General features: G+C 71.2%; 20 protein-coding genes. 5 read left to right on the forward strand and 15 right to left on the reverse strand.

Features of this window, described 5'->3' with window-relative positions; translation table 11 throughout:
- Window positions 1–188 precede the first annotated feature (188 nt).
- Window positions 189–845: a TetR family transcriptional regulator gene (locus tag ACFY8W_RS23345; protein WP_391108379.1), complete on the reverse strand. Its 657-nt coding sequence runs from the start codon at window positions 843–845 to the stop codon at window positions 189–191.
- A gap of 133 nt (window positions 846–978) precedes the next feature.
- Here ACFY8W_RS23345 and ACFY8W_RS23350 point away from each other — a divergent pair, with 133 nt between their 5' ends.
- Window positions 979–1,989 (forward strand): hypothetical protein, encoded by a 1,011-nt coding sequence (locus tag ACFY8W_RS23350; protein WP_391108381.1) that lies wholly within the window; start codon window positions 979–981, stop codon window positions 1,987–1,989.
- A gap of 316 nt (window positions 1,990–2,305) precedes the next feature.
- Here the strand turns inward: ACFY8W_RS23350 and ACFY8W_RS23355 are convergent, their stop codons facing one another.
- Both ACFY8W_RS23355 and ACFY8W_RS23360 read right to left on the reverse strand, forming a co-directional pair.
- The gene (locus ACFY8W_RS23355; RefSeq protein WP_391108384.1) at window positions 2,306–3,061 is read right to left on the reverse strand and encodes a matrixin family metalloprotease; all 756 of its coding nucleotides are present in this window, start codon (window positions 3,059–3,061) and stop codon (window positions 2,306–2,308) included.
- Window positions 3,062–4,030: 969 nt separating this feature from the next.
- On the reverse strand, window positions 4,031–4,600 hold the full coding sequence (locus tag ACFY8W_RS23360; protein WP_391108387.1) for an SMI1/KNR4 family protein: 570 nt from the start codon (window positions 4,598–4,600) through the stop codon (window positions 4,031–4,033).
- Window positions 4,601–5,007: 407 nt separating this feature from the next.
- Between ACFY8W_RS23360 and ACFY8W_RS23365 the strand changes: the two genes are divergently transcribed.
- Complete coding sequence (locus tag ACFY8W_RS23365) at window positions 5,008–6,432, forward strand: MFS transporter (protein ID WP_391108389.1); 1,425 nt, start codon at window positions 5,008–5,010, stop codon at window positions 6,430–6,432.
- A 592-nt stretch (window positions 6,433–7,024) separates the two neighbouring features.
- Here ACFY8W_RS23365 and ACFY8W_RS23370 read toward each other — a convergent pair.
- From ACFY8W_RS23370 to ACFY8W_RS23385, 4 genes are all read right to left on the reverse strand, one after another.
- Window positions 7,025–7,444 (reverse strand): hypothetical protein, encoded by a 420-nt coding sequence (locus ACFY8W_RS23370; RefSeq protein WP_391108392.1) that lies wholly within the window; start codon window positions 7,442–7,444, stop codon window positions 7,025–7,027.
- Window positions 7,445–7,941: 497 nt separating this feature from the next.
- Window positions 7,942–9,147 carry a M6 family metalloprotease domain-containing protein gene (locus ACFY8W_RS23375; RefSeq protein ID WP_391108395.1) on the reverse strand — a complete coding sequence of 402 codons (1,206 nt, stop codon included), beginning with the start codon at window positions 9,145–9,147 and terminating at the stop codon, window positions 7,942–7,944.
- A 46-nt stretch (window positions 9,148–9,193) separates the two neighbouring features.
- Window positions 9,194–10,459: an alpha/beta fold hydrolase gene (locus ACFY8W_RS23380; RefSeq protein ID WP_391108397.1), complete on the reverse strand. Its 1,266-nt coding sequence runs from the start codon at window positions 10,457–10,459 to the stop codon at window positions 9,194–9,196.
- Window positions 10,460–10,668: 209 nt separating this feature from the next.
- On the reverse strand, window positions 10,669–11,862 hold the full coding sequence (locus tag ACFY8W_RS23385; protein WP_391108399.1) for a M6 family metalloprotease domain-containing protein: 1,194 nt from the start codon (window positions 11,860–11,862) through the stop codon (window positions 10,669–10,671).
- Window positions 11,863–11,962: 100 nt separating this feature from the next.
- Between ACFY8W_RS23385 and ACFY8W_RS23390 the strand changes: the two genes are divergently transcribed.
- Both ACFY8W_RS23390 and ACFY8W_RS23395 read left to right on the forward strand, forming a co-directional pair.
- Window positions 11,963–12,931, forward strand: a complete 969-nt coding sequence (locus ACFY8W_RS23390; protein ID WP_391108402.1) for a LysR substrate-binding domain-containing protein — start codon at window positions 11,963–11,965, stop codon at window positions 12,929–12,931.
- 155 nt (window positions 12,932–13,086) lie between these two features.
- A complete protein-coding gene (locus ACFY8W_RS23395) occupies window positions 13,087–13,575 on the forward strand; it encodes a flavin reductase (protein ID WP_391108405.1) in 489 nt (162 codons plus the stop codon).
- Between the two features lie 26 nt (window positions 13,576–13,601).
- Here the strand turns inward: ACFY8W_RS23395 and ACFY8W_RS23400 are convergent, their stop codons facing one another.
- Window positions 13,602–16,049: an FUSC family protein gene (locus ACFY8W_RS23400; protein ID WP_391108407.1), complete on the reverse strand. Its 2,448-nt coding sequence runs from the start codon at window positions 16,047–16,049 to the stop codon at window positions 13,602–13,604.
- Between the two features lie 155 nt (window positions 16,050–16,204).
- Here ACFY8W_RS23400 and ACFY8W_RS23405 point away from each other — a divergent pair, with 155 nt between their 5' ends.
- The gene (locus ACFY8W_RS23405) at window positions 16,205–16,717 is read left to right on the forward strand and encodes a GNAT family N-acetyltransferase (RefSeq protein WP_391108410.1); all 513 of its coding nucleotides are present in this window, start codon (window positions 16,205–16,207) and stop codon (window positions 16,715–16,717) included.
- 192 nt (window positions 16,718–16,909) lie between these two features.
- Here the strand turns inward: ACFY8W_RS23405 and ACFY8W_RS23410 are convergent, their stop codons facing one another.
- The 7 genes from ACFY8W_RS23410 to ACFY8W_RS23440 form a co-directional block, all read right to left on the reverse strand.
- On the reverse strand, window positions 16,910–17,272 hold the full coding sequence (locus tag ACFY8W_RS23410) for a DUF1304 family protein (RefSeq protein ID WP_391108413.1): 363 nt from the start codon (window positions 17,270–17,272) through the stop codon (window positions 16,910–16,912).
- 281 nt (window positions 17,273–17,553) lie between these two features.
- Window positions 17,554–18,723 carry a galactose-1-epimerase gene (locus ACFY8W_RS23415; RefSeq protein WP_391108416.1) on the reverse strand — a complete coding sequence of 390 codons (1,170 nt, stop codon included), beginning with the start codon at window positions 18,721–18,723 and terminating at the stop codon, window positions 17,554–17,556.
- A gap of 121 nt (window positions 18,724–18,844) precedes the next feature.
- Window positions 18,845–20,320: a non-reducing end alpha-L-arabinofuranosidase family hydrolase gene (locus tag ACFY8W_RS23420; RefSeq protein ID WP_391108419.1), complete on the reverse strand. Its 1,476-nt coding sequence runs from the start codon at window positions 20,318–20,320 to the stop codon at window positions 18,845–18,847.
- Window positions 20,320–21,015, reverse strand: a complete 696-nt coding sequence (locus tag ACFY8W_RS23425) for a cupin domain-containing protein (RefSeq protein ID WP_391109631.1) — start codon at window positions 21,013–21,015, stop codon at window positions 20,320–20,322. Before ACFY8W_RS23425 ends, ACFY8W_RS23420 begins: the two co-directional genes overlap by 1 nt.
- Window positions 21,012–21,872 (reverse strand): DUF6807 family protein, encoded by an 861-nt coding sequence (locus ACFY8W_RS23430; protein ID WP_391108422.1) that lies wholly within the window; start codon window positions 21,870–21,872, stop codon window positions 21,012–21,014. Before ACFY8W_RS23430 ends, ACFY8W_RS23425 begins: the two co-directional genes overlap by 4 nt.
- Complete coding sequence (locus tag ACFY8W_RS23435; RefSeq protein ID WP_391108424.1) at window positions 21,869–22,915, reverse strand: Gfo/Idh/MocA family oxidoreductase; 1,047 nt, start codon at window positions 22,913–22,915, stop codon at window positions 21,869–21,871. The genes ACFY8W_RS23430 and ACFY8W_RS23435 overlap by 4 nt, the downstream gene beginning before the upstream one ends.
- On the reverse strand, window positions 22,912–23,958 hold the full coding sequence (locus ACFY8W_RS23440) for an endo-1,4-beta-xylanase (RefSeq protein ID WP_391108426.1): 1,047 nt from the start codon (window positions 23,956–23,958) through the stop codon (window positions 22,912–22,914). Before ACFY8W_RS23440 ends, ACFY8W_RS23435 begins: the two co-directional genes overlap by 4 nt.
- Between the last annotated feature and the right edge of the window lie 22 nt (window positions 23,959–23,980).

Consider the following 23,980-nt stretch of genomic DNA (forward strand, 5'->3'; position numbering starts at 1 on the left):
CGTGCGTCGAGTCCGGTCGCCGGACGCGAGGGGCGGAGTCCGAGATCAGGAGAGGGTCCACTTCTGGCTGCCGGCTCCAGTGCCGGTCTGCCGCACGAGGGGCGCGCCTGGCGTGGACATGCGACGGCCAGAAGACCGTCGCCGGTCACGACATCGATGCTCTTCCAGCGGATGCCCCAGTCGTGGCTTCACGGCTGGATGCGCCGCTCGGCGGCGTCGAACGCGGGCGCGAGCGGGGCCAGGGCCGCGCGGAGCTGGTCGGGCAGTGAGCCGGACGGCACGACGAGTCCTCCGGTGCCGAAACTCGCGGCGGCCTCTGTGTTCCCGGCCGACCGGAGCCAGCCTTCCAGCGCGATGCGAACCGCCGCGGCCACGCTTGCCGCGAGAACGCGAGCCGTGTGCGCTCCGGCGTCGCCCAGGCGTTCGGCAACCACCGCCGTGAGCGGGGGCTCGATGTCGGCGGTGGCGTCGAGGAACGCGTCGCGCAGTGCGGTCCGGGCGGTGATCAGCAGCAGCGCCTGCTGCTCGCGCTCGCCGGTGTTCGTGAACTGCTCGACCACTGCTTGGGTGACGGCGTCGGCCAGCCGTACTCCTGCGGGCCGGGCCTTGACCGCCGCCGCGATGCGCGCCTCCCGGTCCGCGGTGACAGCGGAGACGATCGCCTGCTCGCGGCTGGCGAAGTAGTTGTTGTAGGTGCGCGGCGAGACCCCGGCCGCTTCGGCGATGTCCTCGACCCGTACGTGGTCCGGTCCGCACTCCACGGCCAGGCGCAGGGCCGCCTCGCGTAGTGCCTCGCGCGTGGCCTGCTTCTTCCGCTCTCGCAGCCCGGGTGGTGGTGTCGTCACGGTCTCAGCGTCCCACACAGGGTTGCGTACGCGCAAAGTTGCGTGCACGTAAACTTGCGTGCACGCATTTTTCCTGCCAGCCTCGACTTGCCCGACACCGACAGATGGGGACGTCACCATGCGAGCAAGAGGAATGACCTACGACACCGGGTTCGTCGTGCACGGCCGGATATCCCGTGAGCGCTTCGACCCCGACGTGGTCCGGCGTGAACTCGCCATCATCCGCGACGACCTGCACTGCAATGCGGTCCAGCTCATCGGGGGCGACCCGGACCGACTGGAGCTCGCCGCCGATGCCGCCGCCGAGCTCGGCCTGGAGGTCTGGTTCTCGCCCTATCCGCTGGAGCTGGATCCGGAGCAGGTCCTCGCGCTCTTCCGCGACTGCGCAGAGCGAGCGGAACGGCTCCGGCAGCAGGGAGCCGCGGTCGTGTTCGTCGCAGGGGTCGAGCTGAGCGTGATGAACCGCGGGTTCCTGCCCGGAGAGAGCCCCGAGGAACGGGTCGAACAACTGATGAGCCGACCCGAGCGGCGGGCCGAGGCCATGCGCGAGCTCGGCGTGCGCCTCAACGCGTTCCTCCGCGACGCCGCGGCCACGGTCCGCGAGCGGTTCCAGGGAAAACTCACCTACGCGTCCATCCAGTTCGAGCAGGTCGACTGGACTCCCTTCGACGTGATGACGTTCGAGCTGATCCGCTCCGCCGAGGTTGCCGACCGGTTCCGGGACGCGGTTCGCATCCTGGCTCAAGGCCCGAAGCCGCTCGCCGTCACCGGGTTCGGCACCGCGGCCTACCGCGGCGCGGGCAACCGCGGTGGACGGGTGCTGGAAGTGGTCGAGCACGACCCGGAGACCAAGGCCCCTGTCCGGCTGAACGGCACATACGAGCGTGACGAGGCGGGCCAGGCCGCCTATCTGAGCGAACTGCTGGAGATCTTCGAGACCGAGGGCGTGGACAGCGCGTTCGTGTTCCTGTTCGCCTTGCCCGGCTACCCGCACCGCCCGGACGGTGACCCCCGGGACGACTTGGACCGGGCCGGCCTGGGCATCGTCAAACTCCTCGAAGGGCGTCGAGGGCAGACCTACCCCGACATGGAATGGGAACCCAAGGCCGCCTTCGCGGCAGTGGCGCGGCGGTATCGGAGGTGACCGGCCCGGCGCACCGTGACCACGACCCGGGATCTGCACGGCGGCCCGGTGCAACGGGCGCCGGCCGCCGGGATCAGACCGAAGTGGGCAACCGGGGACGAGGTGTACGGACGCAGCCAGGGGTTGCGCGAGTTCGTGGAAGGCGCCGACGCCGCCGGCTCTCGCGGACGCCGGCGTCACCTGCTGGGCCCGGGCCGACGACGGCCACCGGGGTGCCGCGAGTCCTGCCCGTGTCCCGCACTGGGGTCGACGGGAGACGCTTCCGCCCTGCGCCCCCAGCCCGGCACCGGGCTGGGGGCGCAGCACGTCGGGTCTGTCAGGTGCCGGCCTTCGGGTAGAGCAGGTTCAGCACCGAGAAGTCCTGGGACGACGGGTGCTGGGGGAACTCGGGAACCGACATGCAGCTGTTGGTCGACCCGTTGTGATCCAGCCCCAGCGCGTGGCCCATCTCATGGCACGCGACGCTGCGCCGTGCCGCGTAGGTGTTCGGCGTCACCTGATCGTTGAGCCTCACGACGACCGAACCGTCCACGAAGTACCCGCCGGAGGTGGTGTACGAGGTCTGGCCGTACCAGTCGGTTCCGTAGCTGCCGCTGTAGGTGTGCACGCAGTGCCGGCCGCTGGGGCAGCCGGCTGTGTACCAGCGGTAGTAGGCGTCGATGCCGGGCGCCTGGTACCAGTCGACCTGGGCGTCGCTCACCGGCCAACTGTCGCTGGTGTGGTCGAGGAAGTACACCTGCGGGTCGTTGTAGGCGCCGTAAGACCACTTGGCGCCGCACAGCGCGGACGCGGTCCCGACGATCGGGGAACAGCCGAGCGTCCCGACGTCGGCTGCGGCTGTCGGTTCCGCGTCCTGCACACCGCGGATGCCTTGGCGCCGCAGCGACGCCCTCAGCTCATCGGGCGTGACGCCTGCGGCGGGCTCGTAGATGGCGGTGTAGACGGTGCCGTCCGCTCGTTCCTGCACGACGTACACCGCTTCGTCGTGCTGGGCGGCAGCGGTCTTGGAGTCTGTGCCGCGCACCGGATCGGCAGCAGCTTGCGGCACCGTCAGCCCCAGCAGCATCAGCATGAGGCCGGCCAGTCCGACCACGGGTCTGGCTGCACGTAACATGTCGTTCCCCCCATTTCGACGCCCCCGACCGCGTCCGCGATCGAAGACACGGCGCCGCGAGGAGCAGACTGGCATGTATACGTCAGAGGCGGGGACTCCATTTTCGGGCGACCAATCGCAGAGTGGAATAAGGTGCGGTTGCTGTCGGTGATCTGCGTGCTGCCGTGCCCGAGGGAATCGGACAGACGGTCAGCGGACCTGGGTGAAGCGCAACAAGCGGAACGCCTCAGGACTTGGCCGGCTGACGAGTTCCCTGGGAGCCAGTAAGGGCTTTCCAACCGGGCTGCCGTGTTTACCAGTTGGGCCTACAGACAGGTGAAAGCCGCTGGTAGAAGGGTTTTCGACCAAGAAATCGGTGTCCACCAGAGGCCTCGCACACCGGTTACGCGTCCGGCGTCGATGTGTCCAGTTCTGCCCTACGCTTCCAGTCCACCCGTCTCCCGCAGATTCCGCGGGGGTCGCGGTCATGGCCCGCGGCGGGGTCGACAAAGGGAGTGGCAGGTTTCGAGCCGGTGGGCATGATCGGTCGGCCGTTCCATCACGCCGCCTTCGGGGTTGACCGCTCTCATCGTCCCGTGACCGCTCTCATCGTCCCGCCACCGGCGTGGCAGCGGATGAAACGCGCAAGGCGGTGGAGGCCGCCATCGGCGGCCGATTCGACAGTCACGTCGCTCCCGCCGCGACCTGGTGGACTCGGTAGGGGAAGACCTGGCGATCAACCTGACCGGCCGCGGGTTCTACCGTGAGCGATGACGCGCTGGCCACGTGGTGCCTGGTCAGACAGCAGGTCGACTGGTCGACTGTCGGCCGCGTTCCGCCCTGCGTGCGGCAGCCATCCTCACCCTGGAACGTCAACGCTGACGAGGCTCATTGCCGTTCCAGGGTGAGGGCGGCTCGGCAATGGCCGTCATCCAGTCGAGAACCGTCTCACGACCAGACGAGTCGGCCTTCGGTGAACCGACAGACCGGAGAGTTTCCATCGGCGATCCGCGTCAGCGCCTCCGCCACGGAGTCGAAATACCGGGCCATCGAATCGTACTCGCCCGTGACCGTGATCTCACCCACGAACCAGCTGCCGACGCGCCCGTCCCGCACATCGACGAACTTTCCCCTCCAGCCGTCCTGGTCCGACAGGAACGGGATCCACTCGTTACGCCAGAACGGGTGGTCCGGCTGGTCCGGAGGGTCGAATCCGCAGGACGTGGAGCGGTTCGCGTAGCGCCTCTCCATCGCCTGGATACCCAGAAAAAAGCTTCCCTCGTCGGGAAACCCGTCGAAGCCGCAGCACATCACGTCGTCGTCGAAATCTTCCTCCGGCAGATCCAGATTGTTCTGCAACAGCCACGTCCGCAGGTCCCCATGCAGGGAGATCCCCATCCGCTCTTCGGCTGCCGCGAGCATCTGCTCCGTAGCGGGCCCGGGGAGATCCGCGTGATCGGCCGGCGCGTGCTCCCGAAGAAGACTCATCACACGCGACCAACTCTCAGTCACACTCATCGCCCTCTGCCCTCTCTACAGGGATGTCTCCGTCCGACTACGCCACTGCGGAGGTTTGAGAAGTACCGGCCGGAGAACCTTGCAGGGATGGTACTTCGAGCGTGCGTTCCATCCCTACCCGTGATCGTCTTCCGCCCCGAAGCACAGGGTCGGCCCCTCAGCGAAGTGCCCGCCGACGACATTTCACAGACAAGCCCCTGCGCCCCGGGGGCCCAGCCGAGGAGTTTCCAGGACTCCAGCGAGGGCACTGCGTCACCTGGGCGTCGAAGCCGAAAACACTCACAGATCGAAGGCAGCGAGTCGGCAACTTCGGCCCGGCCGTCCGCGACAGCCGCCCGCTGCCTGGTCGCGGCACTGTCACAGATCTACTGACAGAGGATGTCAGTGAACATGCCGAGACTGGCTCCATGATCTTCGGTTCGCACCCTCGCCGGAACGAGCGACTGCTCGTTTCCGCCGCCTTCGCCACCGCCCTCGGCAACAACGTCCAACTCATCGTCGGCGCGCTGCTCGTGATCCAGGAGCAGCAGACCATGATGGCCGTCGGCTGGCTCTTCATCGCCGTCGCAGGTCCTCAGGCGCTGCTGTCCGCCTTCTTCGGACGGTTGGCCGACCGGTGGGACCGCCGGGTTCTGTGGATGGGCTGCGATGCCGTCAGTGCGGCCGTCGCCCTGGCGCTGCCCGTGTGGCTGGCCTTCGGTGGCACCCAGGGACCGGGGATCTACGCCGCCAATCTGGCGCTGGCTGTCGTCGGCGCCCTGTTCGTGCCGGTCAGCGCGGCGCTGGTCAAGGAGCGGATACCGGCCGATCGGCTGACGCGGTTCAACGCCCGCCAGGAGATGGGGACGCAGGCGGGCATGCTGCTGTCGGCGACGGTGGGCGGCCTGAGCGTCCAGACGCTGGGCGCCGTTCCGCTGCTGGTGTTCAACGCCGGTACCTTCCTCGTGTCGGCACTCTGCGTCGCCGCGACCGGGCGGCGGCCGGACCGGCCGTCGACGGCCCCCGACGCCTCGCTTCGGGCGCCGGTGCCGCCGGGTGCCGGCCGGCCGCTGAAGGTACGCCGTCTCATCCTGCTCTACGCACAGGGCAGCGTGGTCGTCACGGTGTTCAACGCGCTGCTGCCCACCGCCGTCATCGGTGAACTGCGCCTGGGCGCAGCTACGTTCGGCACCGTCGATGCCCTCGGGTGCTTCGGCTTCCTGGCGGCCACGGTCGCCTACCGGATCGTCGGCAAGCGCCATCCGGACCTTCGCATCGCCGTGGCGGGGTTCCTGTTGTGCGCCGTGGGCCTGGTGCTGCAGAGCCAGTTCGGGATCGTCGGCTACCTCATCGGCGTACCGCTGGGTGCCTTCGTGTTCGGGCAGGCCAGGATCGCCTCGCGGACCATGCTTCTGGCGTCGGCCGACGAGGCAACGGTGGGCAGGGCTTTCGGAATCGCCAACGGCGGCGGGCTGGCAGCCACATCCGCGGTGATGGTCCTGGTTGCAGCGGTCACCGACCACAGCGACACCCGCTACGGCTTCGCGGTACTCGCCGCCGTATCGCTGCTGGCCACCGTGTCCGCCGGCCTGCTGCTGAGGACACCCGCCTCAGACCAAGGGGCCCATCGGCGGTGTCATCGCCGCCACCGCCTCGCTGCCCGAGTGCATCGGCGGCCGGCGCAACTGGGACTGGGGCATGCTCCTGCTGCGCGACACCGGCCGAGCAAGGCGGCGGCCGCCGGCGACTCGGCACTCAGCGCCTCGGAGGCAACCACCCCGACGACCGCGCACACCGATGACGGTGACTCTCCGGCAGCGTCTCGGGATTCCCGCGTCCCCGCACAGCCCTAGCTCCGCATCCGATCCGGGCTGCACCAGTGCCTGCAGGTGGCCGAGAAGAGGCGGCTCGCCAGCGCAGCCGCGAAATGCCGCGCGATTCCCCGTGCGGTGACCGGTGCGGGGACACGTGGTGGGTGGGTGAGGGCCAGCGGGCGGCTGCGATGTGGGCGGCTGCGCCGCCTATGCAGTTCCCCGGGCTCCGGGCAGACCGTGACCGTCGAGCGAATCGGAGTGCAGCCGTAGATGTGGGAGCGGTCAGCGCGAAGGGCGCACCCGGACTGCCGATCTGCGTCCAGGAGTCCGGGGTCCCGTTGGAGCCTAAGACGTCGCCGTCGTACCGACCATCGGCGTCCGACCGGCGTAGAGGGACGATGCGGCCGGAGCTGCCAGGTGTCGTGGTTCAGTGCGTTTCCTGGCCTCCCGGTCCCGCAACGGGCGCCCGCTCGTGCGGACATGGCGCGTCGAGCACCGTGCGCGGACCGCCCCGTCCAGCGCCCTCGAGTCACGACGCGCTGAGGAAGACGCCGAGACGGTGGAAGCGGCGGACAGCACGACGGCGCCGGCTCACCCCAGCGGCTCGTGAGTCGGACCACTGACCGGCGTGTCATCTGCCGTAGAGGAACGCCCGGGCGGGTACGAAGACCTCGTGCCCCTTCGGGAAGCGGACCCGTACGCCCTCGCGCGTCCACTCCGTCGACTCCACCCCCTGCTGCCCGAGGGCGGCGTCGACGTCGAGCCAGTGCCCGTAGGCGGGAGTCGGCTGCCTGCCGACGAACAACCGGAAGGTGTCGCTCCCGAAGAGGGTGCTACGGCGGACCAAGGCCAAGTGGTGTGACGCCTCGTCCGGGTAGACCAGCGAAGCCGGGGCAGCGCTGCGGTAGGTCACTTCGTCCTGCGGCCACCGCAGAACGGTGACCAGACAGCCGGTCAGCACAACGCCGCACACCACGCCCAACAGGACCAGCCCCAGCCAGGGCCTGCGGCGGGGGCGTGTCTGCGGTGGGTTCGGGGCGGTCACGGGCATGGGGACGGCATCCTCCGTATCTGTGCGGCTCTGCACCGGCCGCGAGAGGCGGCCAACAGAAGGACGCGAGGGCGCGAACCGAGGTTGCCGACCTCACGCCACCGTCATGACTCCCGCACCGTCGGAGCTGACCGCGGCCGGGGACTGGTGCACGAGGACGGGAAGACCCCCGCCGGTTCCCATTCCGCTCCGCAGTTCGCCGCGTTGCTCACCACGGCCGGAAGCAGCCGCGGCGAGGACCTCCTCCAGGCGGAGGGGATCGCGAACGTCCCGAGGCGGGGCTGATCGTGTTGCCGGGTTTCCGCGCGGTCTCGGCAGTCGGTGGGTTGGGACCGCCCGGCCACTACTGGCTGGCCGGTTCGGCGGCAGTTCGGATGCTGCTGACGGGCGCTCGGTGCAGCAGTACGGGACGGCTTGCCGGTCGGCGACGGCTCTGGAGCGTCCGCGACCTCGCCTCGCTCCGCTGTGCCCTACGACCCGGTCTGCCGGTGCCGCGGTCAGGTGGCGCTGAGGGTGACCACGTCTCCTGACGGGCCGCCCGAGCGGATGTCGATGCGGACTCCGGTGTCCGGGTCGGTGAAGGTCCGGCCCGGGCCGTACGCCGCGAGGTCGAGCGCGGTGCAAGCGGCCGGCGGGGGCGCTGCCGGGTTGCCGTTCATGATCCGGACCGGGCCCTCTCCGGTCGGGGTCGCGGAGTCGACCTTGTAGATGAGGACCCCGCTCGAGCAGGCGGCGGCGTCGTTGTGCTCGGGGCGGCGGGACTCGGCGACGTAGGCCGTGGTCTCGCCGGTGCGCACGACGGCGATCTTGGTGCCGCCGGGGCGTTCCACCGGGGTCAGGCGTACGGTGCGGCGTCCCGGTCCGGAGAGACAGGCGACCTGGTGGTCGCCTGTCCAGCCCAGTTTCCACGAGTGCCAGCCGAGGAACTGCGGGGCCGCACCGGCGATGTCGCCCATGACGTCCCAGCCGCCGACGTACTGGTGGGTGGGGCCGGTGAAGGAGTAGAGGTCGGGCAGGCCGAAGGTGTGGCCGGTCTCGTGGGCGACGACCTTGTGACCCCAGCGCCACATGTCCTGACCGAAGGTCACGGCCCACTTGAGGCGGGTGCCGTCGGCGGTCACTCCCGGCGTGGTGGGGTCGTACAGGTACGTCGGGGAGAACGGGATCGCCGCCGCGGTCCGGGGCGGGACGACGTACACCATGTCGTAGCGGGAGAGGTCCGCGTACGGGTCGGCGGCGGCGATCGCGTCGCGCACGTACTTCTCGTGGGCCTCGAAACCGAGGCCGCGCGCGAATCCGTACGTGGTCGAGGCCGCGGGCATGCGGATCCACTGGTGCAGCGCGTCCATCGAGAGGTGGAGGCGGCCGTGGCCGGCCTTCCGCATCCAGTCGGCGGCGGGGGCGAGGTGGGCGGCGTAGGGCTCGGTGGCGTCGGTGGCCGGCGCGTCGGGGAAGTCGACGAACAGGCTGAGGACCCGCCGGGTTCCGGTGGCCGGCTGGAACCGGACACGGTCGGTGTCGTGTCCTTCGTCGGTCCAGCCGGTCCGGCCGGGCAGCGCGCAGCCTGCGGCTCGGCCGGCCGCGGTGGACGAGGCGGTCGTGGGGGCGGGCGGGGCGGCACCGGCCGCGGGTGCCGGGGCGAGGCACGAGGCGAGGGCGACGACGGCGGCGATCAGGCGCGGTCGGGAGCTCGGGGCGGGCATGTCTCTCCTGTCGGAGCCGGAGGGAAAAGGGTGCGGGGGGGGCGGGTCACGCGCGGCCGGCGGCGAGGTCCATCAGACGGGCCAGCACGCGACCGCCGGAGGCGGAGATGCCGTCGTGTTCCCACTCGTTGGTGACCCAGAGGCGGGTGGCGCCGATCTCGCGTGCCGTGCGCAGCGAGAGGCCCACGTCGACGTACATGTCGTCGTGGTAGGCGACGGCGGCGAGCGGGGTCCGGTTGGCGGCGAGGCGGTGAGGGTCGTAGAGGGGTGGCCAGTCGGTGCGGGCGGCCAGCAGTTCGGCGGCGTCGGCGAAGGGGCGCAGGCCCGCGATCTCCCGGAACATCCAGGGGTAGATCATCTCGCCGGTGAGCAGCAAGGGGTCGGCGTCCTCGGCGAACTCGGGGAAGTCGGTGAGGGCTCGGGAGGCCGCCCAGCCGGTCGGGCTGGCGCCCTGCCCGTACAGCGTCTCCTGGAGGACGGCGAAGAGCGGGTTGTCGGTGAAGCCCGTCAGGGTCATGGTCTGGTGGAGGAAGGTGTCGGTGGGCGTGCCGGCCGGGTCGAGGGCTTCGTCGAGGAGCCAGTGCAGGCGCTCGAACCCGTCACCCATGCCGAGCACGAGACCGAGCGTGCGCAGGCGGCGCGGGGTGAGCCTGTCCCCGTTCGGCAGGCGGACGTCGTCGTTGGCGAGGTGGTCGGCGAGCTCGCGCAGGCGGAGGGCGTCCTCGGGGTAGCGGGCGTAGAAGTCGAGGACCCGGTCGCGGACGCGGGGGTAGGTGCGGGCGTAGACGTCGTCGGCCGTGGCCGAGACGCCGGGAAGGCCGCCGGCGACGTAGCAGGCACGCAGGCCCTCGGGGGCCTGCGAGAGGTAGGTGAGGGTGAGGAAGCCGCCATAGCTCTGGCCTAGCGTCTCCCATGGGACGTCTCCGCACAGTCGTCGGCGGATCAGCTCCGCGTCGGCGACGATCGCGTCGGCGCGGAAATGGGCCAGGTGCGCGGCGAGTCGGTCCGGCGTGGGGAAACGGGTGGCGGAGCGTGCGGTGACCGGGCTGGAGCGGCCGGTGCCGCGCTGGTCGAGCAGCAGCACCCGGTGGGTCTTGAGTGCGTGGGCCAGCCAGCCCGGTGACCCTGCGGTCGGGCGGGGCGACTTGCCGCCGGGCCCGCCCTGGAGGTAGAGCAGCCAGGGGAGTTCGTCGTGCGCGCGGGCCGGCTCGGCGACCTCGCGGGCGAACACGTCCAGAGTGGGTCCGTCGGGCGCCCGGTGGTCCAGGGGAACGGTGAAGGTGTGATCGACGGTCGCGTAGGCGGGGTTCACGGATCCCTTTCGCGGTGCACGGGTGACCGATGGTGAGGTGTGACATTGCATTGCAGTGTGTGCCGTGGCGGCCGGGACGTGCAGCCCTCGGCCGCCCATAACTCCGCGCTATGCCCTGGTCGGACCGCACACCTGGAACTCACAGAGGAAGCGGGCGGGTGTGTCCCGCGACGGGCCGGTCCTCCCGGGGCGCGCATCCCCCCGACGCCCTACCACTTGGTGACGCGGACGGTCTCCCCGTACCCGTCGGCGCCGAGCACCTCGATGCGGACGCGGGCGGTCGTGTCGGTGAACGACTCACCGGCCCAGAAGGGGGCGTCGTCCAGGGGTCGGCAGCCGGTCGCGGGGACGGCGTTCGGCTTCGCGTCGACGACCCGGACCGGCCCCTGGCCGGTGGGGACGGAGGTGTCCACGCGGTAGACCAGCGCGCCGGTCGAACAGGCGCCGCCGTCCGCCTGGACCGCCCGCCGCGACTCGACCACATAGGCGGTACGGGGGCCGGTGGGGATCACCGCCATCTTGGTGCCGCTGCCGTACTCGACTGCGGTGAGGTACACCGTGTCGCTGCCCGCAGAGGCCCGGCACACGACCTGGCCGTCCGTGGTCCAGCCGAGCTTCCAGGAGTGCCAGGCGAAGTACTGCGATCCGGGTCCGCCGATGAGCCCCATGACGTCCCAGCCCGCGACGAAGCGATGCGGGTCGGTGCCGGTGAAGCCGTACAGGTCGGGCAGTCCGAAGACGTGGCCGGTCTCGTGGGCCACGAGCTTGGGTCCCCAGTGCCACATGTCCTGACCGAAGGTCACGGCCCACTTGAGCAGGGTGCCGTCGGCACGGACGCCCGCCGTCCCGGGCTGGTACACGTAGGTGGGCGTGAAGGAGATCGCCGAGGCGTTACGCGTCGCGACGACGTACACCATCTCGTACCGCGAGAAGTCGACCAGCGGATCGGCCGCGGCGACCGCGTCCTTGACGTACGCCTCGTGGGTCTCGTGCGTCAGGCCGCGCGCGAAGCCGTAGTCGGTGGAACTGCGCGGCATGCGCACCCACTGCCGGTGCTGGGTGATGGAGAGCCAGACCTTGCCGCCGGAAGCGTTCCAGAGCCAGTCGGCCCCCGGCGTGAGCTGCGCGGCGTCATCGGCGGGGGCTTCGACGGCGGGCGCGTCGGGGAAGTCGACGAAGATCATCCCGACCCGGACCGTTCCCTCGGGCCGCTTGAAGACGGACCAGTCCGTGTCGTGCCCCTCGTCCGTCCAGCCGGTGGTGCCGCCCAGGGCGCAGGCGGATACGGCGTCCGCGGCCGCGCGGGCCGACGGTGCGGTGCCCGCCAGGAGCAGCAGCAGCGCCGCAAGGAGGGGCGCCCAGTGCAGGGCACGCGGGAAACGGAGGGAAGGGGGCCTTCTCATGCGCTCACGACCTCTCGATGGTTTGACGTGTGACATTTCACATAGCTTGCGGTGGCGCAAGGGTGTCCGGAAGCTGTCGGCGGTCCATAACATCCGCGCCATGGATCTGGAGGTGCGTCATCTACGCGTGCTGTGCACGATCGCCGAGGCGGGCAGCCTCACCCGCGCCGCTGCCTCGCTCGGGATGACCCAGCCGGGGCTCAGCGCCCAACTCCGCCGCATCGAGGCCATGCTGGGTGGAGTGCTGTTCACCCGGGGACAGACCGGGGTCGTCGCCACGCCGTTCGGGGAGCTCGTGCTCGACCGGGCCCGCGCGGTCCTCCCCGGCATCGACGGCCTGATGAGCGACACCGCCCGGATGGTCCGCCGGATGTCCGCCTGCGACCATGTCCGGGTCGGCTCCGTCGGTGCGCCCCTTCTCGGCCAACTCGTCCGGTCCGTCAAGGCCGTCCTGCCGGACGCGCAGGTGTCGACGCGCTGCCAGCACTCCCCCGTCACGCTGCTCGACGAGCTGGCGGCGGACCGGTTGGAGGCGGCGGTGCTCGGTGACCACCCCGAGCAGCGACTGCCGCAGCGCGACGGAGTGGTGCTCCGACCCGTGGCCGTGGAACCGGTGTTCGCCCTACTGCCCTCCTCTCACCCGCTGGCCCGGCGTGAGGAGGTCCCGCTGGCCGCCCTCGTGGACGAGGACTGGGCGGTACCCCGGCCGGACGGCGACCGGACCAGCGAGTACTGGTGGTCCGTGTGCGCGACGGCCGGGCGCCGTCCGTACGCACCGTACGAGGCGGAGGGGCGCCCGTTGATCGAGCTGGTCCGCGCGGGGCTGGCGGTCAGCCTCTGCCAGGCCACGTTCGTGGAGGTCCCCGGCACCGCCGTACGCCCCCTGGCCGGAAACCCCCTGTGGTACCGCCACGTGCTCGCCTGGCACCGCGACGGCCCCCTCGCGCGCCATGGCGGGGACATCCTGCGCCGGGTCACGGCCGGCTACCGGGACATCCGCGCCGCCGCCCCCGCGTACGCGCGCTGGTATGCCCGACATCCGCACTCGACCGGCCCGGGGGTGAGCTGAGCCCAGCCGGTGTTGCGGCCACCACGGATGCCCTCCCGGCGGGTAGGGCCGCCGGGGGCGGCAAACGACGCGAGCGTCTCCCACACGATGAGATGCTGTCGGAGCAGGGCGAGATCCGGCATCCGGCATCCGGCATCCGGCATCGAGGAGGCACAGTGACGGGGTTTTCCGGCTTCGCCGACGCGCTCGACGGTCCGATGTACATCGTCACGGCCGCGTCCGGAGGTCGGCGGGCCGGCTGCCTGGTGGGTTTCGCGTCGCAGAGTTCCATCGACCCGCCCAGGTTCGTCGTGTGGCTGTCGACCGCCAACCACACCTACCGCCTCGCCCGCGCGGCCGAGTACCTCACCGTGCACCTGCTCCACCAGGAGGACCGGGAGCTGGCCGAGCTGTTCGGAGGGAAGACGGGCGACCGGGTGGACAAGTTCGCCGAGGTCGATTGGCATCCGGGGGAAGGGGGCAGCCCCGTTCTGGAGCGCCTCTCGACCTGGTTCACCGGCCGGATCGAAGCACGTGTCGAGGGCGGCGACCACGTGGGCTTCGTCCTGGCGCCCGTGGCGGTGGGCCCGCCGGCGGCCTGCCCACCGGCCCCACTGCTTCGCTACCGGGCACTACGGGACCTCGAACCCGGCCACCCCGCCTGAGACGTCCGCGCGGCACCGCTCAGTCGTCACGGCCCTGTGGCCCGGCCCTTCGTCACGCCCGGGCGTGACGCCCGCCGCTCGGAGACGGGCGCCTCGGCACCCGCGGCCCTGTCGGTGTCGCTGTCACCGCCGGTGTCTGTCTCCGTGTCCGTGCCCGCGTCGGTATCGGTATCGGTATCGGTATCGGTGCCCGCCTCGGTATCGGTGACCGTGCCCGCGTCGGTCCTCGTGTCACTGTCCGCTTCGGTCCCGGTATCCGCGGCCAGTCGTGCCAGGTCCGTCGTCAGCGAGGCGAGCCACGCCATCGTCGCGTAGTAGGCGCGTGGTGCGCCCGGCGGGTCGACGGCCGGCGTGGAGGAGGCCGTCGGGGCGTGGAGCGGTTCCGGTGTCTCCGCGGTGTCCCCCGTCGGGTCCATGCGGGCGGAGGTCAGCAGCATGCCCGCAGCCACCCTGTCGCCGGTGCGGATGACGGATTCCGCGGCTTCCCCGCCCAAGGGCGGAATCACGACCGGCTCGGCCGGTACGAGAAGCCGGTCGGCGCCCCACAGCGTGTGGTGACCGGCGATCAGTGCGGCCTGCCAGTCCGGGCGGACGGGCGGCGGGCCGGGGCCCTGGGGTTCGCTCTGGTACTGCGCGTACGCCGACTCCGCCATGACCAGGGCATGTTGCAGGCTGCGGTGCCCCGGCGCCGTGACCACCGGCACGCGCCGCCCGCCCGCCGCGATCTGCGCCGTCGTGGCCACCACGATCTCCGCGGCGATCCGCAGCAACACCGCGACCGAGCGCCGCAATTCGTCATGGGCGCCCCGCGGCCAGGCCAGCAGTCCGAAGACGGCACCGATCGCGCTGCCGGCCAGCACGTCGAGCAGCCGGAACTCGGCCAGCCGCCAAGTGGGCGGTGCCAGCTGCGCGAAGACCAGCGCGACCACCACGGTGAACAGCGCCTGCGCCCAGCCGATGCCCTTCACCGGCCCCAGCGTGAAGGTCACCAACATCAGCGGTGGGAGTGCCACCGCGTACACCTCGATGTCGGTGCCGACGAATGCCAGCAGCGTCGCCGCGACCAGCGCGCCGACGAGAGTGCCGGTCAGCGCCTTGCGTTCCGCCGTCCGGGTTTCCCGCACCGTCGTCCGCGTCAGTGTCAGGGTCGCCAGCAGCACCCAGAAGCCGTGCGGGAGCGTGTCGATGCCCGCGATCAGCCGGGCGGCCGCCAGGGCCAGACTGAGGCGTACGGCGTTCTGGAAGAACACCGACCGGCCGCCCGCGTGGCCGGACAGCCGCCGCCACCACAGCCGAGGTGCCCGTTGCCGCGCGTACCAGAACCGGCCCGGCGCCGGCGCGTCGGCCGCCCGGCCCCGTACGGCGATGTCGGCCGCCGTGGACATCGCGAGCGCCGCGTCCGCCACCTCCAGGAGCGCCGCGTCACGGCGCAGCGCGGCGGGCGAGCCGTCCTCGGTCGCCGCCAACACCCGACGCGCCTGCTGCAAGCGGGTGTGTGCCCGCCCGTCGGGCGCGCGGCCCCTCAGTCGGGCGGCGGTTTCCCGCGCCACCTCCGCCACCGCCCGCAACGGGTCCGGTTCCCGCGCCCCCTCGACCGTCGCCACCGCGGCCTCGTCACCTCCGGCCGCGCCGGCCTCGGCCCTGTCCGCGCCCCGGTCGTGCGCGTCCGCCTCCGAGGCCGCGTTCGCGTTCGCGTTCGCCGGGATCTCCGCGGCCGGCGGGGGCGGCGGGAGCACCGTCAGTCTGCCGAGCAGGGTGCGCGTCGCGAGGCCGGTGTGGGCCAGAGCCCTCTGCCGTACCCCCGCTCCGGCCGGTCGTTCCGCCTCCGGTACCCGGGAGGAGCGGAGCTCCGTGCTCAGGGCGCGGGCGCTGCGCAGCGCTGCCTCCGGAAGCGTGTACGGGGCGGTCCGCAGCCGATCCGCGCAGCGGGCGGCGCCGTCGGCGGCCCGGGCGGCCCGTTCGCGGTAGGGCAGGGCCGCCGGCTCGGGCAGCAGCGTCATCTCCGCGATGATCAGCAGGACGAGCCCGACCGTCGCGCCCGCGAGTCGTTCGCCCAGCGAGCCGGGGTCGTAAGGGGGGAAGGACGGCAGGATGTACATCAGCTGCAGTCCCGTGGCCGCGCCCGCGAACCGCGGTCCGCCGACGGCCGTGAACGCCAGCGCGAACCCGATGACCAGCATCCCGAGGACCGCGCTCCATGTCCGCACGGACAGGTAGGTGCCGAGCGTGACCAGCACCCAGCACACCGGCACCATGCCCAGCAGCAGTACGGCCCGCTGCCGTCCGGAACCGGGGAGATGGGAGAGCCCGGCCATCGCGACGGCGCCGAACAGCGCGTACGTGGCGCCGATCGCCAGGTCGAAACCGTAGAGCAGCACGTAGAACCCGGCGCCCGCGGCGATCGTGACGCGCAGCGCTCCGCGCGCTGCCGCCCGGTAGGCGGGCGGCAGCCGTGGCGAGAGCGGGCCACCCATGCCCCCAGGATCGCCCGCGCGGCGGCACCCGGCACGACGGGCCCGGCCGGGCCCGCGGTCCAGGGGCGTCGGCGCCGCGCGCGGATCGCCGAACGGCCCGGCGGGTCACCGCGCGGGGTAGCCCGCCGGGCGGCCCCGGGGGCAGGCTGGTGCTCATGAACGAGCTGCGCGGTGCGGGTGTCGTCCTGCGCCCTTCCGGCCCCGGGGACGTCCCCGCCCTGGCCGCCATCCGGACCACTCCCGAGGTCCGGGCACGCTGGCGCGGCAGGGACGACATGGCGGCGGAGGTGGCCTCCGACCTCGCGGATCCGGCCGTCCACTGCCTGACGGTGCTCCACCACGACCGGGTCGTCGGAATGATCCAGTGGTACGCCGAGGAGGACCCGGACTACCGGCACGCGGGAATCGACCTGTTCCTCGATCCCTCGACGCACGGCAGGGGTCTCGGCACCGACGCCGTCCGCACCCTGGCCCGCCATCTGATCGACGACGTCGGCCACCACCGTCTCGTCATCGACCCGGCGGCCGACAACGTCGCTGCGATCCGTTGCTACGAGAAGGCGGGCTTCCGGCCGGTCGGCGTGATGCGGCAGTACGAGCGGGACGCGGACGGCAGCTGGCACGACGGGCTGCTCATGGACCTCCTGGCGTCCGAGCTGGTGCGGTGACCCCGGCTCGTCCGGCTCGGGGGCGGGCGTACGTGCTCAGGGACGGGCGTACGTGTCGTGCGCTGCGGGGTCGGCACGGCTCGTCGTTCCGTATTCCCTGGTCAGCGGCGTTCCGCCCGGCCTGGACAAGCCGCCTCGCCGCCTGCCCGTTCGAGGACGGCGGTGATCCGTGTCCTGGCCGGCCGGCATCGCTCAGTGGGCGGCCAGCACCGCTGCCAGGCCGATGAGCGCCGGAACGGTCTGCACGAAGAGGATCTTGCGACTGGCCGTGGCCGCACCGTACGCACCGGCCACGGCCACGCAGACCAGGAAGAAGACCTTCGCCTGGAAGCCCACCGGGTCGGCCGCCACCGCGCCCCACACCAGCCCGGCGGCGAGAAAGCCGTTGTAGAGCCCTTGATTGGCCGCGAGCGCCTTCGTCTCGGAGGCGAACGCGGCACTGGTACCGAACGCCGCACGGGCTCGCGGACCGGTCCACAAGAACATCTCCAGAACGAGGATGTACACGTGGAGAGCGGCGATGAGCAGTACTGCGACGGTTGCGAAGATCGACATGGACGTCAGCCTCCCACATGACACCCCGGCCCGGCCCGGCCCGTCCGTGCGGCAGCCCGGGTGCTGATCGCCGGCGGCGGGCACGTCGTCGACGTCTGCCCGACCGCCGGCTGTGCCGCCGACCGCATCGCCGGCCGCCGCGGGGCCGCCTGGCGCGGAGGGAGCCCGGTCCCCTGCCGCCGGGTCCGGCGCCTTCCACTCGGCCCGCCCGGCGACGCACGGACCGGTCCGGCGCACGCCGGGCGGGCGAGGCGCCGGCCCGGTTCGCTGCCTCTCCCCCGTCAGCGGGTGGCGAAGGAGTGGACCGTGGTCGAGCGGTAGGTCTGTCCCGGGCGGAGCACCGTCGACGGGAAGGACGGCTGGTTGGGCGAGTCGGGGAAGTGCTGGGTCTCCAGGCAGAAGCCGTCACCCTGCCTGTAGACCTTCCCGGAGGAGCCCGCCAGCGTGGCGTCGAGGAAGTTCCCGCTGTAGAACTGCACGCCCGGCTCGGTGGTCGCGATCTTCATCACGCGGCCGTGGACGGGCTCCGTGACGGTCACGACGTGCTGCGGCACGTCGGTGAGTCCCTTGTCGAGCACGAAGTTGTGGTCGTAGCCACGGCCGGACACGACCTGCGGGTGCGCGTCGCGGATGTCCCGGCCGATGGGCTTGCCGGTGCGGAAGTCGAAGGGGGTGTGCGCGACCCCGGCGAGTTCGCCGGTCGGAATGAGGGTGGAGTCGACGGGGGTGTAGCGGGAGGCGGCGATCCTCAGGGTGTGGTCGAGGATGCTGCCGCTGCCTTCGCCGGCGAGGTTGAAGTAGGTGTGGTTGGTGAGGTTCACGACGGTGGCCTTGTCCGTGACGGCCTCGTAGTCGATGCGGAAGTCGCCGCGCGGGGTGAGGACGTAGTCGACCCGGATGCGCAGGGTGCCGGGGTAGCCCATCTCGCCGTCGGGGCTGACGTAGCGCAGGGTGAGGCCGGTGTCCCGCCCCCGCGCGTACGGCTCGACGTCCCACACTCGTTTGTCGAAGCCCTTGTCGCCGCCGTGCAGACTGTTGGGGTCGTCGTTGATCGGCAGTCGGTACGCCGTGCCGTCGAGCGTGAAGGTGCCGCGCGCTATGCGGTTGCCGTAGCGGCCGATGACGGCGCCGAAGTACGGGCTGCCCGCCACGTAGTCGTCGAGGTCGTCGAAGCCCAGCGACACGTTCGCGTACCTGCCGTGCCGGTCGGGGATCTCGAGGGCCTGGACGATGCCGCCGTACGACAGCACGCGCAGCCGGGTGCCTCCCTGGGCCACCGTCCAGCGGTGGACGGGTGTGCCGTCGGGCAGGGTCCCGAACAGTTCCTTCGCCGGTCGTCCGTCCGGTCGTTGCGCGCCTCCCGCGGAGGCGAACGCCGGGGCCGTCCCCATGGCGGCCGCCGCCAGTCCGGCGGCGCCTGCCGCCATCACCGTACGTCTGTTGATCGTCATGTCGTTGTCGCTCCTCAACGTCGAATGTTCGGTATTTCGGACTGCGTTCGAAGTGGCGGGCCCGGTTGGCCGCCGAGCCCGCCGCGTCGGCCCCGCCCGGAGGCGGAGCGGTGTCACGTCGTCAGCGCTGCAGCGTCAGCAGTCCCGGCCGGTAGGGCCACAGGCCGTAGTCGCCGCCCGAGTTGGGGTCGCGTCCCTGGTAGAGGAAGCGCAGGTTGCAGGGATCGACGGTCATGGTCTGGTCGGGACCCGTGCGGATCAGTTCGCCGTGGCTGATGTCGTTGGTCCAGGTGGCGCCGCTGTTGGCCTTGCCGGCGAAGGGGTTGGTCTCGGTCGCGGCCTGGGGTGTCCAGGAACCGTTCAGGCTGGTGGCCGTGAACGAGCGGAAGTACCGGCCCTGCGCGCCGTCCGCCTCGACGATCATGAGGTAGCGGTCCTGGCCCTGGAGCTTGTAGACCTGCGGGGCTTCGAACAGGTTCTTCACCGTGTCGCTCATGACCGTCGTGTACGACGAGCCGAAGCTGCCCGGGAAGTTCCCGATCGGCATGCCGGCCCGGTAGATCTTGCCGTTGTCGCCGGCGAAGAACAGGTAGATGTTCGTGCCGTCGGCGATGAGCGTCTGGTCGATGGGCCCGGTTCCCGAGTCGGCGATGCTTCCCGAGAAGAGTTCCTGCTCCGCCGACCAGCCGTTGGGGTTGGTGGGGTCGCTCGACGTGCGGTAGGAGAAGGCGGTCCTGCCCCACTGGTAGGCGAGCACCCAGATGTTCTTCGGCGCGAAGTAGAAGAGCGTGGGCGCGACGGTGTTGTTCGCCATCGTGTTCTGGCCGGCCGAGGCCATCTCCGACCAGTTGGTGAAGGGAGTGAAGTTCATCGAGCCCCAGCCCTTGCCCGTCCCCGCAGCCCCGTGCGTCGTCGCGTAGACGAGGTTCCTGCCGTTGTAGGGGACGACGGTGAAGTCCTTGAGCGACGCCCATCCGGACTTCGGCTGCGCCAGCGCGCCCGTCGACGTCCAGCGGTACGTCGACGGCAGGGCGCACACGCCGGGGGTGCCGGCGCCGACCTTGACGAGCTGCCACTGCTGGTTGGCGCCGCCCCAGTCGTCGTACTGGACGATGTTCGCGCCGTCGGCGGTGGAGGCGCCCTGCACTTCGAGGGCCTTGCCGCTGTGGCGCGCGACGAGCCTCACGTGGCCGTCCGGGCTGTCGGCCAGACGCCATTGCTGGTTGGTGCCGTTCACGTCGGTCCACTGGACGATCGACGCGCCGTTGGCGGTGGATCCGTTGGAGACGTCCAGCACCTTGCCGGAGTGGCGGGACTTGAGGCGGTAGTAGCCGCCGCCGGAGTCGACGAACTGCCATTGCTGCTGGTTCTGGTCGTTCCTCGTCCACTGGGTGATGCGGGCCCCGTCGTTCGTCGCCAGGTTGTAGACGTCAAGGGCCTTGCCGCTGTTGCGGTTGACCAGCACGTACCAGGCGTTGGTGTCGACGGTCGCCGCGCCGGCGGGCTGGGCTCCGAAGAAGGTGGCCAGGAGCAGCAGGGGCGTGAGGACGGCGAGCAGGCGTTTCAGGGGGACGGGTGACCGATGGTGTAACCGCATCAGGGTTGCTCCTTCAAGGGGTTGGAGACGGGATAGGTGTGGAGGCGGCCGCACATGCCGAAGTGCTGGTGCTCCGGGCGTTCCAGTCGTGAGACCGCGCCGTGGCCGAGGTGGGAGAGGTCTCCGGCCTTCAGGGCCTCCAGTTGACGGCCGGTCGTGAGGGCCGTCGCCAGCGGGCCGTCACGCCAGCGGATCCACCAGGCGCCGAGGAGGTCGCTCTTCAGGCGGTGGGCCGCGGCGTGGAACTCCGCCAGACCGCCTTCGCGCAGGGCCAGGAATCCGTCGAGTGCCAGGTCGCGGCGGCGGCGCGCGGCCGCGGCCGGGTCGCCGGTCAGGGCGGCCGCCGCCTGGTAGGCGTCGGGATCGGCCAGGACGCGCGGAGGGAAGGTGAAGACCGCGTCTCCTGCCTCGGGAAGTCCGCTGTTCTGCATGAGCACCACGAGGCGCAGGCCGCCGCCGTTGACGAGCCGGTGGATCGTGCCCGGGGTGAACCAGACGACGTCGCCGGGGTGCAGCGGGGTGTCGGCGAAACCGGTGGTGGTGAGCGTCTGGACGCTGCCCGTGCCGCTGATGACGACGTACGCCTCGGAGCACACGAGGTGCATGTGGGGCGTGCCCCCGCACAGCCCGTCGGCGGCCTCCCAGTCGTACACGGTCAGCCCGGAGATCCCCACGCCGCCGGGCAGCGGGGTCACCACGGGTGTTCCGCGACGTGACGGGACAGGCGCGCGGGGGTCCACGCGCCGTCGGCCACGACGATCCGGTAGCGGCGCGACAGGGTGTCGCCCGGCCCCAGCGGCAGTTCCGTGTCGAACGCCAGGGACGGGTTGACGGCGGGGAAGGGCTCGGTGCGGACGAACCAGTGGCCGGGCGCGTCCGGATCGTCCAGGAACAGGAGTGTGGAGGAGCGGTCGACCTCGTCGTGGGTGCCGACGAAGGCCAGCCAGTCGCCCTTCTCCCCCATCGCGGGGCCGATCGCGTCGCCGCCGTCGAACGCGCGCGGACCGCGCCAGAAGAGGCCGGAGTATCCGGCGAGCTCCCGGCCCTGTGTGCCCGGGCTGCCGAACAGCAGGGTGGTGTCGTGGACGTTGGTCAGCGCGGTGGTGACCTCCAGGGTCCAGGAGTCCGCCTCGACGTCGCGTGCGGTCAGCGTGCGGTGTTCGTCGATCCAGTGCTCCCCCGCCATCGTGTGCCAGGCCAGCTCCTCGGTGATCACGGCACGGCCGTGGCCCGTCTCGGCGGACAGGGTGAGGCTGCGCATCGTGCCGAGGTTCGGCAGGTCGACGTAGCCCTGGCCGCGCAGGTAGGTGCCTCCGCCCCAGAAGTTCTGCCCGGACACCCACGACGCCGTCATCTGGATGCCCTTGTGCCAGCGATGGTCGTGCGGCCGGTATCCGGTGACCACGTCGCCGGCGAGCGTGCGCACCGGATGCAGGTAGGGCTTCGGCGCCTCGAAGGGGTCCATGACGGGCCGGTGCACATAGCGGAAGAGGTCGACGCCACGCGTCCGGACGATCAGCTCGTCCTCGTTCCTGAGGAGTTCGAAGGTCACCGGAACACCTCCGGTTGCCCGCCGTTGAGCGCCCCGTAGAACGGGTCGGCCGCGTCGATCTCGCCGCGCAGGACCGGCAGGCCGGTGATCGCGGCCTTGTACAGGGCGGTGACCAGTTCCATGGTCGGCCTGCCGAGGTCGGGCCGGAGGCCCGCCTCGTAGCCGTCGAGGAAGGCCGCGAGCTGGGCGGAGTGCGAGCTGGGCAGGTCGTCCGGCGGTTCCCATGTCGCGCCGGGCGACCTGCCGGTGAAGGTCCAGTCCGCGTTGGAGTAGCCGTACAGATGCCGCAGCTCGACCGTGGCGTCGGTGAGGTCGAAGCGCAGGTAGCTCTCCTCGCGGGGGGAGAGGACGCTGTTGACGACCGTCGCGATGGCCCCGTTCTCGAACCGGACCAGGGCCGTGGAGACGTCCTCGGTCTGGACGTCGCGCTCCAGGCGGCCGGCCATGGCCCGTACCTCGGCCCAGTCGCCGAGCACCGCGAGCATCAGGTCCATCTGGTGGATGCCGTGGCCCATCGTCGGACCGCCGCCCTCGCTCCGCCAGGTGCCGCGCCAGGGCACGTCGTAGTAGGCGTCGTCGCGGTACCAGGCCGTGACGCACTGCGCGACGAGGGGGCGGCCCAGGCTCCCGGCGGCGATCCGCTCCCGCAGGTACCGGGCGCCCGATCCGTACCTGTGCTGGAACACCGCGCCCGCGGCGGCGGTCCCCTCGGCGGCCTGGATCCGGTCGAGCTCGGCCAGCGACAGCGCCACCGGCTTCTCGCACCACACCCACGCCCCCGCCTCCAGGCAGGCCACGGCCTGTTCGGCATGCAGGTACGGCGGTGTGCACAGGTGCACGACGTCCGGACGCTGCTCCTTCAGCATCGTGGGCAGGTCGGTGTAGACCGCGGGAACGCCGTGTTCGGCCGCGAACGCCTCGGCGCGCGCGGCGTCCACGTCGACGGCTGCCACGATCTCGGCCCGGTGCGCCTGCGCCCGGAGAGCGGGTACGTGGCAGATGCCGGCGATCCCGCCCGTCCCGACGATCGCCGTCCTGATCATCCGCCCAGCACCTTCCTGATCGCGTGGTAGGCGGGCTTGGGCTGGAGGTTCTCGTCGTACGGCAGCGCGGCGCCCTCACCGGGGAAGACGGCGGGGATCCACGAGTACTTGTCGGTGTAGTCCCAGATGGTGACGCCGACGCACTTCCGGACCTCCAGGCAGGCCTTGACGTAGTCGGCGTACCAGGTGGCCTGGGTGGCGAGCTTCTCCGGGGTCGCCGGGAGGTTCATCCGGATGTCGAGCTCGGTGACCGCGACCTCGACCCCGAGGTCGGCGAAGCGCTGCATGTTCTGCCGGACGCCGGCGGGGAAGCCGTACTGGAGTGCCAGATGGCCCTGGATGCCGAAGCCCTCCACGGGGACGCCGTCCGCCTTCAGCTGCTTGATCAGGGTGTAGTAGGCGTCGCTCTTGGGGCCGATCCCGTCGACGTTGTAGTCGTTGAGGTACAGCTTGGCGTGCGGGTCGATCTCGTGGGCCCAGCGCAGGGCGTCGGCGATGTAGCCGGGACCGAGCGTCTTGTAGAAGATCGACTCGCGGTAGGTGCCGTCCTCGTTGAAGGCCTCGTTGACGACGTCCCAGTGGATCACCCGGCCCTTGAAGTGCCGGACCTCCGTCTGGATGTGGTTCTTGAGGACGGCACGCAGTTCGTCGGCGGTCCAGCTGCGCCCGGTGAGCCAGGCGGGGAGCTGGCTGTGCCAGACGAGGGTGTGGCCGCGGACCTTCTGGTGGTGGTCCTTGGCGAAGGTCATGACCTCTTCGGCGGCGGTGAAGTCGAAGACGCCGGGCCGGGGTTCCGTGGTCTCCCACTTCATGGCGTTGCCGGGGGTGGTCTGCCCGAACTCGCTGCCGAGGAGCTTCAGATAGGCGGCGTCGGTGAACTCGGGGTTGTCGGTGGCCGATCCGAAGTACTTGTGGTGCTGCTTCGCCAGGTCGGCGAGTGTCCTGGGACGGGGCTCGGCGGTGGCCGGCGCGGCGGCGAGGCCGGCCGCCAGGCAGGCGGCGGCGGACAGGGCGATGAGGTGACGGGACACGGACATGGACATGGTCGACTCCTCGATCGAGGGT

Source organism: Streptomyces sp. NPDC012637, assembly GCF_042954805.1.
GTDB lineage: Bacteria > Actinomycetota > Actinomycetes > Streptomycetales > Streptomycetaceae > Streptomyces.